The sequence below is a fragment of the Chelatococcus asaccharovorans genome (assembly GCF_003201475.1).
Lineage (GTDB): Bacteria > Pseudomonadota > Alphaproteobacteria > Rhizobiales > Beijerinckiaceae > Chelatococcus > Chelatococcus asaccharovorans.
The window spans coordinates 403985-420675 of the sequence record NZ_QJJK01000003.1 but is presented as its reverse complement, the minus strand read 5'-3'; the positions used below and the strand labels follow the sequence as shown (position 1 = coordinate 420675).

General features: G+C 63.8%; 10 protein-coding genes. 6 read left to right on the top strand and 4 right to left on the bottom strand.

Going from position 1 to position 16691, the window contains the following annotated elements; genetic code table 11:
- The first annotated feature begins 307 nt into the window (after positions 1–307).
- The 3 genes from C7450_RS09395 to prfB all read left to right on the top strand — a co-directional run bounded on the left by C7450_RS09395 (position 308) and on the right by prfB (position 5573).
- On the top strand, positions 308–1645 hold the full coding sequence (locus tag C7450_RS09395) for an N-acetylmuramoyl-L-alanine amidase (protein WP_245449555.1): 1338 nt from the start codon (positions 308–310) through the stop codon (positions 1643–1645).
- Between the two features lie 159 nt (positions 1646–1804).
- Positions 1805–4255 carry a penicillin-binding protein 1A gene (locus tag C7450_RS09390; RefSeq protein ID WP_110374170.1) on the top strand — a complete coding sequence of 817 codons (2451 nt, stop codon included), beginning with the start codon at positions 1805–1807 and terminating at the stop codon, positions 4253–4255.
- Between the two features lie 189 nt (positions 4256–4444).
- Positions 4445–5573 (top strand): peptide chain release factor 2 gene (prfB, locus tag C7450_RS09385; protein WP_110374169.1). Its coding sequence is split into 2 segments (ribosomal slippage): positions 4445–4513 and positions 4515–5573, totalling 1128 coding nucleotides; the frame shifts between segments, so codons are not numbered across the junction.
- An 84-nt stretch (positions 5574–5657) separates the two neighbouring features.
- Here prfB and C7450_RS09380 read toward each other — a convergent pair.
- Positions 5658–6935 (bottom strand): M23 family metallopeptidase, encoded by a 1278-nt coding sequence (locus C7450_RS09380; protein WP_110374168.1) that lies wholly within the window; start codon positions 6933–6935, stop codon positions 5658–5660.
- Positions 6936–7052: 117 nt separating this feature from the next.
- Entirely contained in the window at positions 7053–7535 is a 483-nt protein-coding gene (locus tag C7450_RS09375; RefSeq protein WP_110374167.1) for a peroxiredoxin, read from the bottom strand.
- 368 nt (positions 7536–7903) lie between these two features.
- Here C7450_RS09375 and C7450_RS09370 point away from each other — a divergent pair, with 368 nt between their 5' ends.
- Complete coding sequence (locus C7450_RS09370; RefSeq protein ID WP_170147158.1) at positions 7904–11308, top strand: YhdP family protein; 3405 nt, start codon at positions 7904–7906, stop codon at positions 11306–11308.
- 70 nt (positions 11309–11378) lie between these two features.
- Here the strand turns inward: C7450_RS09370 and tyrS are convergent, their stop codons facing one another.
- Both tyrS and C7450_RS09360 read right to left on the bottom strand, forming a co-directional pair.
- A complete protein-coding gene (gene tyrS, locus C7450_RS09365; protein ID WP_110374165.1) occupies positions 11379–12629 on the bottom strand; it encodes a tyrosine--tRNA ligase in 1251 nt (416 codons plus the stop codon).
- A 391-nt stretch (positions 12630–13020) separates the two neighbouring features.
- A complete protein-coding gene (locus tag C7450_RS09360) occupies positions 13021–13680 on the bottom strand; it encodes an alpha/beta hydrolase (protein ID WP_110374300.1) in 660 nt (219 codons plus the stop codon).
- A gap of 256 nt (positions 13681–13936) precedes the next feature.
- Between C7450_RS09360 and C7450_RS09355 the strand changes: the two genes are divergently transcribed.
- Together C7450_RS09355 and sufB are read left to right on the top strand one after the other, a co-directional pair.
- Positions 13937–15127, top strand: a complete 1191-nt coding sequence (locus C7450_RS09355) for a cysteine desulfurase family protein (protein WP_110374164.1) — start codon at positions 13937–13939, stop codon at positions 15125–15127.
- Between the two features lie 87 nt (positions 15128–15214).
- On the top strand, positions 15215–16690 hold the full coding sequence (gene sufB / locus C7450_RS09350; protein WP_110374163.1) for a Fe-S cluster assembly protein SufB: 1476 nt from the start codon (positions 15215–15217) through the stop codon (positions 16688–16690).
- Position 16691: the final 1 nt, after the last annotated feature.

Sequence of the window (16691 nt, the reverse complement as noted above, 5' to 3'; positions counted from 1 at the left end):
GCGATGACGGGCCCAGCCTCTCTGCAGACCTGGTAGCCACCGCGTGGATCCCTGTGAGGGCGCCGCGCGTATACCAGAACGGAGACATGATTTCATTACAGATGCATAGCCGCCTTTGGCAAGCGTCATCCACAAGGTGATATGCGTGCAACGCTGTTTCCAAACCGTCAATGAGCCTGAATGATTGGTTAACCATCGGTGGCGTATGCCTTACACAGTGGGGCGGATCACAAGCTTCGCGGGCGTCGGCCAAGGGTGTTGATCACAGCCGGCGCGGGCGATGGAGCGCGAATGATACGGATGCCTTGTGCGCACAACGACTGAAACACTTCGACGCTTAGCGCGTTTCGCCGTGGCCGCGGCGCTTCTGCTGCCGATGTGGGGCTATCCCGCGCGCGCCGAGGCGGTCGAAGGGCGGGCGGTCGAGGGACGGGCGGTCGAGGGGCGGGCCGCCGAGGTGGCCGCACGGCAGGCGCATATGGTCCGCGCGACGGCCGTTGCGGTGGATGCGCGAAAGGATATGGCGCGGCTGACCTTTACGCTCACCGCGGCCGTGACGGCGAAGGCTTTTCTCCTGGAACGGCCGGACCGGGTCATCATCGACCTGCCCGAGGTCAACTTTCAGTTGCCCAAGACTGTCGGGCGTCAGCCCTCAGGCAAAGGAAACTTCATCGGCTCGTTCCGATTCGGCCTCTTTGCGCCGGAGCGTTCGCGCATCGTCATCGACCTGCGCGAGCCGGCGCTCGTCAGCCGCGTCGAGACCGTGACGACCGGCGCCGGCGCTGAACTCGTGATCGAACTGAACAAGGCCACGCGTGCGGCCTATCGGAAGGCTGCCCTGCGACCGATGGTCGATTCCGGCGACAGCCTGCCGGCCGAGCCCGAGGACACGGTCAAGCCGGTGGCCCGTGGCCCCAAGAACGACGCGTTGCCGCTCGTGGTGATCGATCCCGGCCATGGGGGAATTGATCCCGGCGCCCAGACGGGCGATGGCGTCCTGGAGAAGGATGTCGTCTTCGCCTTTGCCCAGCGCCTGCGTGAACGGCTCGAAGAGAGCGGCCGCTATCGGGTGATGATGACACGCACGACGGATACCTTCATCGCGCTCGGCGCCCGCACACGCATGGCGCGCCAGGCGGGCGCCGACCTGTTCGTCTCGATCCATGCCGATACGCTCGGATCGGGTGCGGGGGTGCGTGGGGCGACAGTCTATACCGGCGCCGACCTCGCCACGGATCTCGAATCGGCTCGGCTCGCCGACAAGGAAAACCTGGCCGACCAGATCGCCGGCGTGGAGGCAGCGGAAGATCCGGACGACATCGTCGGGATCCTGGCGGACCTTACGAAACGCGAGACGCGGACCTTCTCGAGCTCTTTTGCCGGAAATGTGATCGATAGCTTCAAGGGTACGGTTCTCCTGAACAAGAACCCGCATCGTTCGGCGGGATTCCGTGTGCTGAAGGCCCCGGACGTACCCTCGGTACTGATTGAGCTGGGTTATCTTTCAAGCGCCAAGGATGCAGCGCTCCTGGTCTCGGACGCGTGGCAGAACGAGGCGGCCAACGCCTTGACCGAGGCTGTCCGCCGCTACTTTTCCCAGCGCGCTCCGACGGAAAAAGCGGGTGGTGTCGCCTTTTCTCCATAGTTGTCGGAGATGTAGCAGGGTACACATCCGCTACGCTGGCACATTTGCTTCTCCTTATGGTAGAAGTAAACGTTTGGGGGCTGGCGGGACGACTGATCGACAGGTTGTTGGGAGGGGGCTCGTGTCACACCCTTCCGGCGTCGGCTTTGGACCAATTCTATGCGACTGATTCTGCGCTTTATCGGTTTTGCGTTCACGGCAGGCGCTATCCTGTTCCTGATCGGTGCTGGCGTCGTTGGCTACGTCTTCCACCACTATTCGCGGGATTTGCCGGACTACACGCAGCTCGCCGACTACGAGCCGATGGTCACGACCCGCGTCCACGCGGGCGATGGCGCTATCCTGGCCGAGTACTCGCGTGAGCGCAGGCTGTTCCTCCCCATCCAGGCCATTCCGCCGCTCGTGGTTGCGGCGTTCCTCTCCGCCGAGGACAAGAACTTCTACAAGCACGGCGGCGTCGATCCCGAGGGCGTGGCACGCGCCGCGGTCAACAACCTGCGCAGCGGCGGCCGTCGCCAGCAGGGCGCCTCGACGATCACGCAGCAGGTGGCGAAGAACTTCCTGCTCACGAACGAGCAGACCTATGAGCGCAAGATCAAGGAACTGATCCTCTCGCTGCGCATGGAGTCGGTCTATTCGAAGGACCGCATTCTCGAGCTCTATCTCAACGAGATTTATCTCGGCACGGCAGGCGGTGGACCCGGCAACTATGGCGTGGCCGCGGCTGCCCTCAATTATTTCGGCAAATCGGTCAACGAACTGACCTTGCCCGAAGCCGCCTATCTCGCGGCGCTGCCCAAGGCGCCGACGAACTACCATCCCTTCCGGCAGCGTGAAGCCGCGATCGAACGCCGCAACTGGGTGATCGATCGCATGGTCGAGAACGGCTATGTCTCGCGCGCTGATGGCGACAAGGCCAAGGCGTCGCCGCTCGACGTCTCGCCCCGCTCGTTGCCGGAAAGTTCGGCCGTTGCCGGCTTCTTCACCGAAGAGGTCCGGCGCGAGCTTGCGGAGCGTTACGGCGAGAAGGAGCTCTACGAGGGCGGCCTGTCCGTGCGAACCACGCTTGATCCGACCATGCAGGTCATGGCGCGCAAGGCCCTCGTGGACGGGCTCGTGCGTTATGATGAATCGCACGGCTGGCGGGGCGCCCAGCAGCGCATCGACCTGGCGAGCGGCGAATGGGGCGAGGCGCTCGCCCAGATCAAGTCATTCGGAGACGTCAAGCCCTGGCAGCTCGCCGTGGTTCTGACCGCCGATGCGCAGAAGGCGACGATCGGCCTTCAGCCGCGGCGCGAGGCCTCCGGTGCCGTCAATACCGAGCGCCGGACCGGCGTGATCGGGCTCGATGGTATCCGCTGGACGCGCAAGGGGCGTGTGAATGCGGCGCTCCAGCCTGGCGACGTGATTTATGCCGAGCCCGTCGATAGCCGCAGCGGCCAGTTCCGCTTGCGCCAGATTCCCGAGATCAGCGGCGCCCTGGTCGCGATGGATCCGAATACCGGGCGCGTCTTCGCCATGGTCGGCGGCTTCTCCTTCGACCAGAGCGAGTTCAACCGCGCAACGCAGGCCTGGCGCCAGCCGGGTTCCTCGTTCAAGCCTTTCGTCTACGCGACGGCCCTGGACAACGGCTATACGCCGTCGAGCATCGTCGTCGACGGGGCGTTCGAACTGGACCAGGGCCCCGGTCTCGGCGTGTGGCGCCCTGAGAACTACAACAGGAAATTCGCCGGCCCGCGCACGCTGCGCTACGGCATCGAACAGTCGAAGAACCTCATGACCGTCCGGCTGGCGCATGACGTCGGCATGCCACTCGTCTCCGAGTATGCCAAGCGTTTCGGCGTGTATGACGACATGCCGCAGCTGTTATCGATGGCACTCGGCGCTGGCGAGACGACCGTTCTGCGCATGACGACGGCCTATTCGATGTTCGTGAACGGCGGTCGCCGCATCAAGCCGACCTTGATCGACCGCATCCAGGATCGCTGGGGCAAGACGGTCTATCGGCATGATGAGCGCCAGTGCGTCAGCTGCAATGCGGACGCCTGGTCAGATCAACGCGAGCCGACCCTGGTCGACAAGCGCGAGCAGGTGCTCGATCCGCTGACGGCCTACCAGATCGTGTCCATTCTGGAAGGGGCGGTGCAGCGCGGCACCGGCACCGTTGTCAAGAGCGTCGGCAAGCCGCTCGCCGGCAAGACCGGCACCAGCAACGATGCCAAGGACGTGTGGTTCGTTGGCTTCTCGCCGGATCTCGCGGTCGGCGTGTTCCTCGGCTACGACAAGCCGCGCTCGCTCGGCGGACGCGTGTCCGCCGGCGTTCTCGCCGCACCGATCTTCCGCGATTTCATGACAATGGCGCTGAAGGACAAGCCGGCCACGCCTTTCCGCGTCCCGCCGGGCATCAAGCTGATCCAGGTCGATGCCCATTCCGGCCAGCGCAGCTCGGGTGGCAGCAAGGGAACCATCCTCGAGGCGTTCAAGCCGGGCACGGCCCCGCCTGACGGCTATGCCATGGCCGCCAACGGCGGCGAAACGACGGGCGCCGTGCCGGGCGATTCCGCCGGGCGTGGCGGTGGTGTCGGCGCCGGTACGGGCGGATTGTACTGACGGCGGGCAAGCTCGCGCGCCGAGATGGTCCTTCGACCGGGGATGCGACGTCGTCGTTGAAACGATGTCGCAGCCTCCTATCTCCTTGCACAGCATCACGCTTCCCCGCGGTTTACAGTCGCCGGCCCGATGCTCTATGAGCACAGGGTCGCGCGTGCGACGGACCCTTCACAGAGATATTGTGCAGCCATGCGAGCCGAGATCGAAGCTCTCGTCGAAACCACCAAGCAGTCCGTGGGACTGCTGAGGAGGCATCTTTGACTGGGATGCTGCCACAAAACGTCTGGAAGAGCTGAACGCTCTCTCGGAAGATCCAAATTTCTGGAACGATGGCGAAGCCGCGCAGAAGATGATGCGCGAGCGGACGGAACTTGAGGACCGTCTGTCGGCGATCGCCCGCATCGAACGCGAACTCGACGATGCCATCACCCTCATCGAGCTGGGGGAGATGGAGGAGGACGATACCGTCATCACCGAGGGTGAGGGCGCCATCCGCGCGCTGCAGGCGGAAGTTGCGCGCCGCCAGGTCGAGACGCTGCTGTCCGGCGAGGCGGACCAGAACGATACCTATGTCGAGATCCACTCCGGTGCCGGCGGCACCGAGAGCCAGGATTGGGCGCGTATGCTCATGCGGATGTACGCCCGCTGGGGCGAGCGCAAGGGTTACAAAGTCGAGCTCATCGAGGAGACCGACGGCGAAGAGGCCGGGATCAAGTCGGCAACGCTGATGATCAAGGGGCACAACGCCTATGGCTGGCTGAAGACGGAATCGGGCGTCCATCGGCTCGTCCGGATTTCACCCTTCGATTCCAACGCGCGGCGTCATACGAGCTTTGCCTCGGCATGGGTCTATCCGGTCATCGATGACCGCATCGAGATCGACATCAAGGAATCCGACTGCCGGATCGATACCTATCGCTCGTCGGGCGCCGGCGGGCAGCACGTCAATACGACGGATTCGGCGGTGCGTATCACCCATATTCCGACCGGAATCGTCGCGGCCTGCCAGAACGAACGGTCGCAGCACAAGAACCGCGCGACGGCATGGAACATGTTGCGCGCGCGGCTCTACGAGCTCGAGTTGAAGAAGCGCGAGGAGGCTGCGTCCGCGGAAGCCGCTTCGAAGAGCGAGATCGGATGGGGACACCAGATCCGGTCCTACGTGCTGCAGCCCTACCAGCTCGTCAAGGACCTGCGCACGGGGGTGACCTCCGGCACACCCTACGACGTGCTCGACGGAGAGCTCGATCCCTTCATCGAGGCATCGCTTGCTGCGCGCATCTACGGCGCCGCTGACAAGGTCGAGGATATCGACTAGCACGGATAGCCCCGACGACCGGCAGTCGATCGCCCGGATGCCTCGCGTCAGAGGTCAAGCGAGCGATCGTCCCGCCGAGGGCTCTCAACGGATCTCGGCCAAAAGATCGGCGGCACGCAGAAAGCGTGTCGGGTTGACGGCGTCGCCGCCGATCCGCGTCTCGTAGTGCAGATGGGACCCGGTCGAGCGTCCTGTGCTGCCAACCCTGCCGATTTGCGTATCGACCGTGACGATCGCGCCTGGACGCACGTCGATCTCCGAGAGATGCGCATAGCGGGTGACGACCCCGTTGCCGTGGTCGACCTCCACCATCTTGCCATATCCGCCCGTGTAGTCCGCGGTGGTTACGCGTCCCGCGCCCGTGGGAAACACCGGCATTCCCTCCGGCTGGGCGAAGTCGATGCCGGAATGCAGCGCGAGCCCGCGGGTGAAGGGATCCGTGCGCACGCCGAAGCCGCTCGTGATTGCGGAATCGAGGCCAGGCCGCCGCAGGGGCAAGCTGTCAACGGTGCGGCGCAGCCGCTCGAGCGTCGTCAGGTCGAGCTGGGTGGTCAGGGCGGAGCGCGTAAAGGGATCGGTCCTCGCCTGATCGAGGCCGAGGAGCGGTCCACCCTGTGCAGGCCGCTTGTTGACGCCGATGAGCGTGTCGGCGTCGAGACCCACCTCCGCGATCACGCCCTTCAACAGGGATGCATTGCGCCGGGCGTGCTGGCTGAGCCCCGCAAGCGTCGTGAGATGGCGCTGGTCCATGGCGTCGGCAAAACGCTTGGCCCGCAGGATACGTTCGCCAAGCGAGTATTTGTCGGATGAGAAATGCGGCGGCAGGCGGGGCGAGCCAAGGTTGCTCGGCAGGAGCGGAGCCGCTGGCGGCCGCGATATGCTCACCCCGCTGGCTGGTGGCGTTCCGGGCGGCGTGAAGACGCTCACGCTGGCGGCATCGCTGGCGACAATCGGGCCGCCGACGGGCATGTTGGCCTGCCTGATCAGGGAATCGACCATGGACTGGCGATCCTCAAGCTGCACCTGGCGCTTGAGGAGATCCATGATGCGCTCGTCATAGATCTCCTGGTCGATCACTTGTTTGTCGGTGACATCGTCGAGCCGCCCACGGAAATCGCGCAGGCGATCCTCATATTCGTAACGCAGCTCGGCCTGACGCGAGACCATCTTGCTGATGAGTCCATCGCGGAAGGCAAAGGCCCAGGTCGCCGCGGCGGCCCAGACCACCGCCAGTATGAAGGTTGCAGCGAAGGCAATCGCGACGGGACGGCCGACGAAGATATACTCGCGTCTGGCCGGCTCCGGGAAAACGAGGTCCCTGAACGGTTCGTCTTTTCCGAACAGGTCCCAGAGATCCGCCATGCCGATTCGTCCCCGCTTGTCTCAGACACGCGGAAATTAATGACATCGCGCGGTTAAATCACCGTAAAAGGTTGTTATTGAAATTAAATGCAACCCAAGGTGTCATTGATTGGAGCGTCAGGACGCCTCACGTGCCGCGAGCGAACGCGCTGCCGCGAGCACCTCCTCGGCATGGCCCGGGACGCGCACCTTGCGCCAAACCTGTGCCACCTTGCCGGTTTCGTCGATGAGGAAGGTAGCACGCTCGATTCCCATATACTTTCGGCCATACATGCTCTTCTCCACCCAGACGCCATAAGCATCGATCGCAGATTTCTCGGGATCGGCGGCAAGCGTCAGGGAGAGGCCGTGCTTGGCTTTGAACCTGTCGTGACTGACGACGTCATCTGCGGAAACACCCACGATCGCGGTGTCGGCCGCGGCGAAGTCCGCTTTCAAGGCATTGAAGGCGATCGCCTCTCTCGTGCAGCCACTGGTGTCGTCCTTCGGGTAGAAATACAGGACCACTTTGCTGCCCCGTAGCGAAGCAAGCGAGATGCGTTGGCTTGCGCCGGTCATCAGCTCGAACGCGGGGGCAGCGGATCCAGCTTCTACGGCCATAATGCCTTCCTTTCGTCAGATTAAAGCGGTTAAGGGTGCTGCGGAAGGCGATTACGTCCGACGAATCCGGTAAACTTCAAGCGCGTCGGCGCGATCTGCCATCGGCATTTGCGTATGAGTGGCTATAGTATCTGCGGGCGTGTGTCGCAGCTGTATATCTGTTGGCCGGTGCGTATTGCGGCAGATCGCAGCATCGCGCGATCCTGATGCCACGAGGGGCGAGAATTCATGCTGAACCCGTTATCGCACCGACCCCGGCCCATCGCGCCGGAGATCGACGGGCGAAAGCGTTGCCGGTGAGTGCCTGCCGGACTCTGTCGCTGCTGATTGAAGGCCGTTGCTGAGACGATATGGCAGCTTATCGTAAAATGAAGCCGAGACGGCGCGTCCATAAGGTCATCAGGAAGCGGCCGTTCCGCATCCTGCGCGGCGCGACGGTTTGCGTCGCGGCCAGTATCCTCCTGCTCACGTGTGTCGTCATTCTGCGCGTCGCGCTTGGGCCCATCTTCATCGGGGATGCGGCGCGCCCGATCGCGGCGGATATGGCGGAACGCCTGGGACCCGGCTGGAAGGTCGACCTGGCGGATGCAGCCCTCACCTTTACCCGCCATGGGCCCACATTGAGGGTCGACCGGATCGATGTGCGTGATCCACGCGGGCTCAGCCTGCTCAAGGCGCAGGAGGCCGAAATCGCTGTTTCGCCGTGGGCGTTGCTGCGCGGCGAAATCACGCCTCGCTCGGTGGAGCTCAGCGGACTTGATCTGCGCCTCTTCGTCGCGCGTGATGGCGGGCTTGCCCTGACGGCGGGAGAGGCGGATCCCCCCGAAGTCACAGCGCCCGCCCAGCCATCGACCGACGTTCAATCCGACCCCGCCACGACCACCGGGGCCGTTCCAGACAAGCGCAGTCTTCCCCTGGCCGTCGGTGCCGTTTCTTTCATCGATCTCGTGTCTGGGGGTGATTCGGCCGTTGCGGGCGTCCAGCGGGTGCACCTGTCCGGGGCCAAGCTGACGCTCATCGACGATACACGCCGCCAGCGGATCACGTTCGACGATCTGTCCTTCAACGTGCTGCGCCCGGCACCAGGCGAATTGCACTTCGCCTTCGGACTGAGAGGCGAGCACGGGCCGTGGCAAGTTTCCGGTACGGTGATCGGCGCGGCCTCCGGCACCGAACGCCGGGTCTCGATGACCGTCGACGGCGTACCGGTGTCCGACCTGTTGTCGCTCAACGGGATCCGCACGCCGCTCGTGACGACGGACATGCCGCTCTCGGGTAAGCTCGATCTGACTGTCGCCGCAGATGATAGCCTGTCCGCATTCGACGCGACCTTGCGCGGCGGGCGCGGCGTGGTCGTGATGGACGATCCGGACCAGCCGCCTGTGACCGTCGACAGCATCGCCGTGTCATCCACATGGGACGCGGCGTCAGGGGAGATGATCATCACCTCGGCGGATCTGCGTGCCGGTCCGTCGCGCTTCTCGATGTCGGGACGGTTGACGCCTGAAGAGGGCGACCGTCTCTGGCGCATGAAGCTGGCGGGTTCCGGGGCCGAGATCGAGAGCCTGACAGACGGGCAGTCACCCATGCCAATCAACGACATCGCCCTCGATCTGACGGGCGCGGTCGGCGGCGGGGTGAATTTCGAGGAGGTGCGGGTATCCGGGGCGGACTACGATATCTCGTTGACCGGTTCGCTCGGCACCGTCGCGGACCAGGGCGGGGTGAGCCTGGATATCTCGATACCGAAGGCGCCTGCCCGTGCCGTGCTGCGCTTCTGGCCGGCTTTCGTCGCATCGGATGTCCGACGCTATCTCGTGGACAATCTGACGGACGGCACGGTCGAAGGGATGTCCCTCAAGACAAGCCTGACGAGCGACGAGCTTCTCGCATCGCGTAACAAGCAGCCGGTTCCCGACGAAACGCTCGATCTCACCTTCGCCGTCAAGGACGGTACGCTGCGTCCCGCGGACGGACTGCCCGTCCTGACGCAGGTGAATGCCTCCGGTGTCGTCACCGGCTTGACGACACGGATCGAAGTCGCGCAGGCCGAGGTCAAGCTTCCCGCCAACCGATCGCTCAGCCTTGTCGACGGTGTCTTCGCCGTCGCGGACCACAGGCCGCCCGTCTTTTCGAGCGCCAACTTCCAGCTCCGCGGGCAGGCCGACGCGCTCATCGCCCTCCTGGGCAGCGATGCCCTGAAAGGGACCGTCCAGATCGACATTGACCCCGCGAAAGTGCGCGGCCAGGCGGATATCAAGGTCGCATTGGGAATTCCGCTGGGCAAGGACATGTCGGCTGCCGACGTCACGGCGACCGCAACCGGTAGTCTCACGAACCTCTCGGTGGATGGTTTCAGCGGCAAGGACAAGCTGGAGAGCGCGTCGCTCGCGTTGAATGTCGATGCGACCGCCTTCACGCTCAAAGGGACGGGGCAGATCGCCGGCCTTCCCGCCACGTTCGACATGCGTCAGCTTCTGCGTTCCAATGCCGGCGAGGCAACGATTTCACTGGTCCTCGACGATGCCGCCCGCGCGCGCAAGGGATTTGACCTGAAGAACAAGCTGCGGGGGCCGGTGGCGGTGAAGCTCGTGAAGAGCCTCGACGCGAAGGTGCCGACGGCTGTCGATGTCGACCTCCAGCGCGCGTCGATCGACGATCTCCTTCCGGGATGGCGCAAGGCAGCCGGACGGCCCGGGCGTCTCACGCTCGCCCTTGTCGACGGGGAGGGCTACGATCTGCGTGACATCGCCCTCGATGCCGGCGCCGTCGCCAAGGGGACGGCCAAGTTCGCCGCGGATGGCACATTGCGCGAGGCGAGCTTCTCGCAGTTCAAATTGTCGCCTGGCGACGACCTGCGCCTCGACGTCAGCCGCAATCGCAACGCCTACCGGCTGACCGTCAAGGGCAACGTGCTGGATGCGCGTCCCTTCCTGGCGATGCTGAGCGATGGTTCGGGCGGCGGCGCCGCGGCCGATATCGATCTCGATCTCGCCGTCAACATCCTCGCCGGCTATAACGACGAGGTCATTTCCAATGCCAATCTCAAGCTGGGCCGTCGGGGCAAGACGATCTCGGACCTCACGCTCAAGGGCCGGCTCGGCAGCGCACCGATCAGCGGCCAACTCGGCAACAAAGGCGCGATTTTCGTGGAGACCGGCAATGCCGGATCGGCTCTCCGCTTCGTCGATCTCTACAAACGGATGGCGGGTGGCTCGGCGCATCTCACGCTGACGCCTGCGGGCGACGACCTGCAGAATGGCGACCTGACGATTTGGGATTTCAGAATCCGCAACGATCAGGGCCTGCAGCGCATCATCGCCGAAACCCCAAAACAGGGACGCACAGGGAATGTGGCGGTTGATCCCTCCGATATCAGCTTCACGAAGCTCAAGGTAAACTTCACGCGCGCGACGGGGCGGATCAATATTCGCGAGGGGGTTGTCTGGGGACCGACCGTCGGCGTCAGCCTCGAGGGGCATCTCGACACAGCCCGCGACCGGCTCGATCTTTCCGGCACCTATGTGCCCGCTTACGCGCTGAACAACATTTTCAGCCAGGTGCCGATCGTCGGGCTCATCCTTGGCGGCGGCCAATATGAGGGCCTGTTCGCGGTCAATTTCCGGGTGACCGGCACGACCGCGGCGCCGGTGATGTCGATAAACCCGCTATCGGCCGTGGCTCCCGGCATCTTCCGGAAGTTCTTCGATCTTGGCCGCGCGGACAGCGGCCGCGTGGAGACGCTTCCGCCAAGCGGTGTTCCCGAGCGATGAGGCTCGTCAGCGCGGGCCGTCCCTCTGTCGCCGAAAAGCCGGCAGGCCGCGCTCCATCAGGCGCTGAATATCAACGCGGCCTTATGAGCACGTGCTTCTTGCGTCCAAGGGACATCTTGATCACGCCGTCGCCGGTGAGGTCTGCCGGCGTCAGAACCGCCCGCTCGTCAGTGACAGGGGCGTCGTTGACGCGGAGCCCACCGCCCTTGATCTGGCGGCGTGCCTCGCCGGTTGAGGCGACGAGCCCGGCGGTGACGGCCGCCGTCAGGACGCCGAGGCCCGTGGCCAGGCTGTCCGCCGGCAAGTCCACGCTCGGCAGCGTATCGGCGAGCGCGCCCTCCTCGAAGGTCTTGCGGGCCGTCTCGGCGGCTTCCTCGGCGGCGGCGCGGCCGTGGACGATCGCGGTGACTTCCGTCGCCAGCACCTTCTTGGCCTCGTTGATCTCGTTACCGCCCAGCGCCGCCAGCTTGGCGATCTCGTCAAGCGGCAGGCGGGTGAAGATCTTGAGGAACTTGCCGACGTCGGCATCCTCGGTGTTGCGGAAATATTGCCAGAAGTCATAAGGCGAGAAGAGATCGCCGTTGAGCCAGACGGCGCCCGAGGCCGACTTGCCCATCTTCTCGCCCGAGGCCTTGGTCAGCAAGGGCGTCGTCAACGCATAGAGCTGCGGGCCGCCCATCCGATGGCTGAGATCGACGCCATTGATGATGTTGCCCCACTGGTCCGACCCACCCATCTGCAGCACCGTGCCGTAGCGCCGGTTGAGCTCGGTGAAGTCGTAGCCCTGCATGATCATGTAGTTGAATTCTAGGAAGCTCAGCGACTGCTCGCGATCGAGCCTGAGCTTGACCGAATCGAAGCTCAGCATGCGATTGACCGAGAAATGCCGGCCGACATCGCGCAGGAACTCGACATAGTTGAGTTTGAGCAGCCAATCGGCGTTGTTGACCATGATCGCCGGGTTGGAGCCGCCGTAGTTCAGGATGTTGCCGTAGACCCGCTTGATGCTCGCGATATTGGTTTCGATCTGCTCCTCGGTCAGGAGCTTCCGCTGATCGTCGCGAAAGGAGGGGTCGCCGACCATGGAAGTGCCGCCGCCCATCAGGCTGATCGCCTGATGGCCGGTTTCCTGCAGCCAGTAGAGCATGGTGACGGAAATGAGATTGCCGATATGGATCGACGTCGCCGTCGCGTCATAGCCGACGTAGCCGGAGATCCGGCCCTTCAAGGCAAGGGCGTCAAGCCCTTCGGGATCCGAGATCTGATGGATGAAGCCGCGCTCATCGAGCGTGCGGAGGAAATCGGAGCGGAAGCGGGTCATGGTGTCTCAGGCTTTTTATCAAATGCGGCGTCATCGGCCGACCGCGAGGACGGCAGCGCGCCCCTTCGAGCGTTCAGATTTCATACGAAATCTCACGGTCATTCCGGGGCCTCGCGTCAGCGAGGAGCCCGGAATCCATGAACACGCGTTCTGGCAAGAAGGCGCGTCGGACCGGCGCTCTTCCGGTCTGCCGTCGTGTTCATGGATTCCGGGCTCGGGTCTATCAACCCGCCCCGGAATGACCGCGATGTCCCGTGTGAACCGCCCCATCCTGTAGCAGGTTTCTCGGCTAATTCCATGGGCTGGCATGTCAATCACCTGCCCGGAATGAAAACGCCCGGCCTCGAGGGGGCCGGGCGCGAATTATCAGTCCAAGATGCAACGCTCTGTTTCAGGCCGCGTCTTCCTGAACCGCGCCAAGGCGCTTGTCGAGATAGCCGTCGACCGCCGTCATCAGTTCCTCGAGCTTGCCCTCGAAGAAGTGGTTGGCGCCATCGATGACCGCGTGCTCGATCTGGATACCCTTCTGGGTCTTCACCTTCTCGATGACGCTGACGACTTCGCGCAGCGGCGCGACGCGATCCTGCGAGCCGTGCACGAACAGGCCGGACGACGGGCAGGGCGCCAGGAAGCTGAAGTCATAGCGATTGGCCATGGCCGCGATCGACAGGAAGCCTTCGATCTCGGGCCGGCGCATCAGAAGCTGCATGCCGATCCAGGCGCCGAAGGAGACACCGGCGATCCAGCAGGTGCGCGCCTCGGGGTTGACCGACTGCGCCCAATCCAGCGCCGCCGCCGCATCCGACAACTCGCCTTGGCCGTGATCGAACGCACCCTGGCTGCGTCCGACGCCGCGGAAATTGAAACGAAGCACGGAGAACCCACGGTTCACGTAGGTGTAATACAGGCTGTACACGATCTGGTTATTCATCGTGCCGCCAAACTGGGGATGAGGGTGTAGCACGATGGCGATCGGCGCACCTTTCTCCTTGGCCGGATGGTAACGGCCTTCTATACGTCCGGCGGGTCCGGTGAAAATAACTTCAGGCATTGGCTCCGACACCATGGCCGTGATGGCGCATCAACTCAGCAAGGGACATATAAGGCGACGTCCCTTGACTTCGTTTGTTGCAGCGCCATAAATCACGGTTAGAATTATTCTAAGGCCTACCGATGCGTGTATCCTGTTGCGATACAACCGGACATGCTTTGGAGGCCGCCCACGCTTTCACGAGCGTATGTAGCACAACGAGGGGGGTTAAAAGCAAGACTTCCATGAAGTCGCGCCATTTTCCCTGGAAACACGCATGACGGCGGGTCGCGTTTATCTGGACTACAATGCATCTGCGCCACTCCGTCCGGAGGTGGTGGAGGCGATGCTGCGTGTCCTGACGGCATCCGGCAACGGCTCCTCGGTCCATCGAGAGGGGCGCGCCGCCCGCGCCGCCATCGAGGAGGCCCGCGCCAAGGTCGCTGCGCTGGTCGGGGCAGGGGGGGCCAAGCTCGTCTTCACCAGCGGTGGCACCGAGGCCAATGCGCTGGCGCTGTCGCCGGATGTGCGGGTGCGCGGCTTCGGCGGACGGGGCGGGAACACCCCGCCATCGCGCTGCTTCATCGGCGCCACCGAGCATCCGAGCGTTCTCGCAGGCGGGCGCTTTCCGGCGGAGGCGGTGACGGTCGTTCCGGTGGACGGCAATGGTGTCGTCGACCTCGCCTGGCTCGCCGAGCGCCTCGGCGCCGACGCCGAAGGCTGGCCTTTCGTATCCGTGCAGATGGCCAATAACGAGACCGGTGTGCTGCAGCCGATCGCCGAGATTGCGCGGCTCGTGCATGGCGCGGATGGCGTCCTGCATGTCGATGCGGTCCAGGCGGCGGCCAAGATGCCCATCGACTTTTCGACGCTCGGCGCCGACATGCTGAGCCTCTCGGCGCATAAGTTCGGTGGCCCTCAAGGCGCGGGCGCGCTTATCTACAATCCGGGTGTCGATCTGGGGCCATCGCTCCTGCGCGGTGGCGGCCAGGAGAGCGGACATCGTGCCGGAACAGAGAATTTGGCCGCGATTGTCGGGTTTGGCGCTGCTTCGGAGATCGCATTTGGCGAAATTGATCATTATATGATGGCAATGGCCGCCATGCGCGACGAGATTGAACGTCACGTCCGGCAGGTCCTGCCGAACCTCGTGGTTTTCGGCGCGGATGTGAGGCGGCTGGCCAATACCTCGGCTTTTGCCATCCCGGGGGTGAAGGCCGAGACCCTGGTCATGGCCTTCGATCTTGCCGGCGTCGCGGTGTCGTCCGGGTCGGCTTGTTCGTCGGGGAAGGTGCGTCCTTCGCATGTCCTTGCGGCGATGGGGGTCGCGCCGACGGTGGCGGAGGGGGCGGTTCGTATCAGCCTCGGTTGGGCAAACCGCGATGAGGATGTCGAGCGGTTCGCGTCGGCTTTTGCCAGTGTGACGCGGAAACTTTCGCCGCGCCGCCAGGGCGACAGGGCGGCGTAGGTTGGGATATTGGCCTGCGGGCAGCGCAGTCCTTGGGCCAGAAGGACGGGCAACCACGGCCCTTGAAGCCGTGAGAGGAGTAGAGCGATGCCTGCAGTGCAGGAGACCGTCGAACGCGTCAAAGCGATCGACGTTGATCAGTATAAGTATGGTTTCGAGACCGAGGTTGAGATGGATGTGGCCCCCGTGGGCCTGTCCGAGGCCACTGTCCGGCTGATCTCCGCGAAGAAGGGGGATCCGGAGTGGATGACCGAATGGCGGCTCGACGCCTATCGGCGTTGGATCACCATGCGTGAACCGACCTGGTCGCGGGTGAAATACCCCCCCATCCCCTTCCAGGACCTCCATTACTACGCCGCGCCGAAGAAAAACGCCGCGCCGAAGTCGCTGGACGAGGTCGATCCGGAGATTCTCAAGACCTACGAGAAGCTCGGCATCCCGCTTCGCGAACAGGAGATTCTCGCCGGTGTCGAGGGCGCTGGCTCGCGCGTCGCGGTCGATGCCGTCTTCGATTCCGTGTCGGTCGTCACGACCTTCAAGGAGGAGTTGAAGAAGGCCGGCGTCATCTTCTGCTCGATCTCGGAGGCCATCCGCGAACATTCCGAACTCGTACGGAAATATCTCGGCTCGGTCGTCCCCGTGACAGACAACTTCTACGCCACGCTCAATTCGGCGGTCTTCACGGACGGGTCCTTCGTCTATGTGCCGGAGGGTGTCCGATGCCCGATGGAGCTCTCGACCTATTTCCGCATCAACGAGCGCAACACCGGCCAGTTCGAGCGCACGCTGATCATCGCCGACAAGGGCTCCTACGTGAGCTACCTCGAGGGCTGCACGGCGCCAGCGCGTGACGAGAACCAGCTCCATGCGGCGGTGGTCGAGCTGATCGCGCTCGACGACGCCGAGATCAAATATTCGACGGTGCAGAACTGGTACCCCGGCGATTCCGAGGGGCAGGGCGGCGTCTATAATTTCGTGACCAAGCGCGGCGATTGCCGCGGCGTCAACTCCAAGATCTCCTGGACGCAGGTGGAGACCGGCTCGGCCATCACCTGGAAATATCCGTCGTGCATCCTGCGCGGGGACAACTCGCGCGGCGAGTTCTATTCGATCGCCATTTCAAACGGTTATCAGCAGGTCGATTCGGGCACCAAGATGATCCATCTCGGCCGGAACACGACGAGCAAGGTCATCTCGAAGGGCATCGCCGCCGGCAAGTCGGACAATACCTATCGCGGTCTCATCTCGGCGCATCGCCGGGCCTCGGGCGCGCGCAACTTCACCAACTGCGACTCGCTCTTGATCGGCGACCAGTGTGGTGCCCATACGGTGCCCTATATCGAGTCGAAGAATGCGAGTGCCGTCTTCGAACATGAGGCGACCACATCGAAAATATCCGATGATCAGATGTTCTATTGCATGCAGCGCGGGCTCTCCGAGGAGGAGGCTATCGCCCTGATCGTCAACGGCTTTGTCAAGGATGTGCTGCAGCAGCTGCCGATGGAATTCGCGGTCGAAGCGCAGAAGCTCATTTCGATCAGTCTGGAAGGGTCGGTCGGCTGAC

Coding starts and splice junctions, on each gene's coding strand:
- C7450_RS09390 (WP_110374170.1), top strand. CDS start 1,805: ATGCGACTGATTCTGCGCTTTATCGGTTTTGCGTTCACGGCAGGCGCT.
- C7450_RS09380 (WP_110374168.1), bottom strand. CDS start 6,935: ATGGCGGATCTCTGGGACCTGTTCGGAAAAGACGAACCGTTCAGGGAC.
- C7450_RS09375 (WP_110374167.1), bottom strand. CDS start 7,535: ATGGCCGTAGAAGCTGGATCCGCTGCCCCCGCGTTCGAGCTGATGACC.
- C7450_RS09370 (WP_170147158.1), top strand. CDS start 7,904: ATGAAGCCGAGACGGCGCGTCCATAAGGTCATCAGGAAGCGGCCGTTC.
- tyrS (WP_110374165.1), bottom strand. CDS start 12,629: ATGACCCGCTTCCGCTCCGATTTCCTCCGCACGCTCGATGAGCGCGGC.
- C7450_RS09360 (WP_110374300.1), bottom strand. CDS start 13,680: ATGCCTGAAGTTATTTTCACCGGACCCGCCGGACGTATAGAAGGCCGT.
- C7450_RS09355 (WP_110374164.1), top strand. CDS start 13,937: ATGACGGCGGGTCGCGTTTATCTGGACTACAATGCATCTGCGCCACTC.
- sufB (WP_110374163.1), top strand. CDS start 15,215: ATGCCTGCAGTGCAGGAGACCGTCGAACGCGTCAAAGCGATCGACGTT.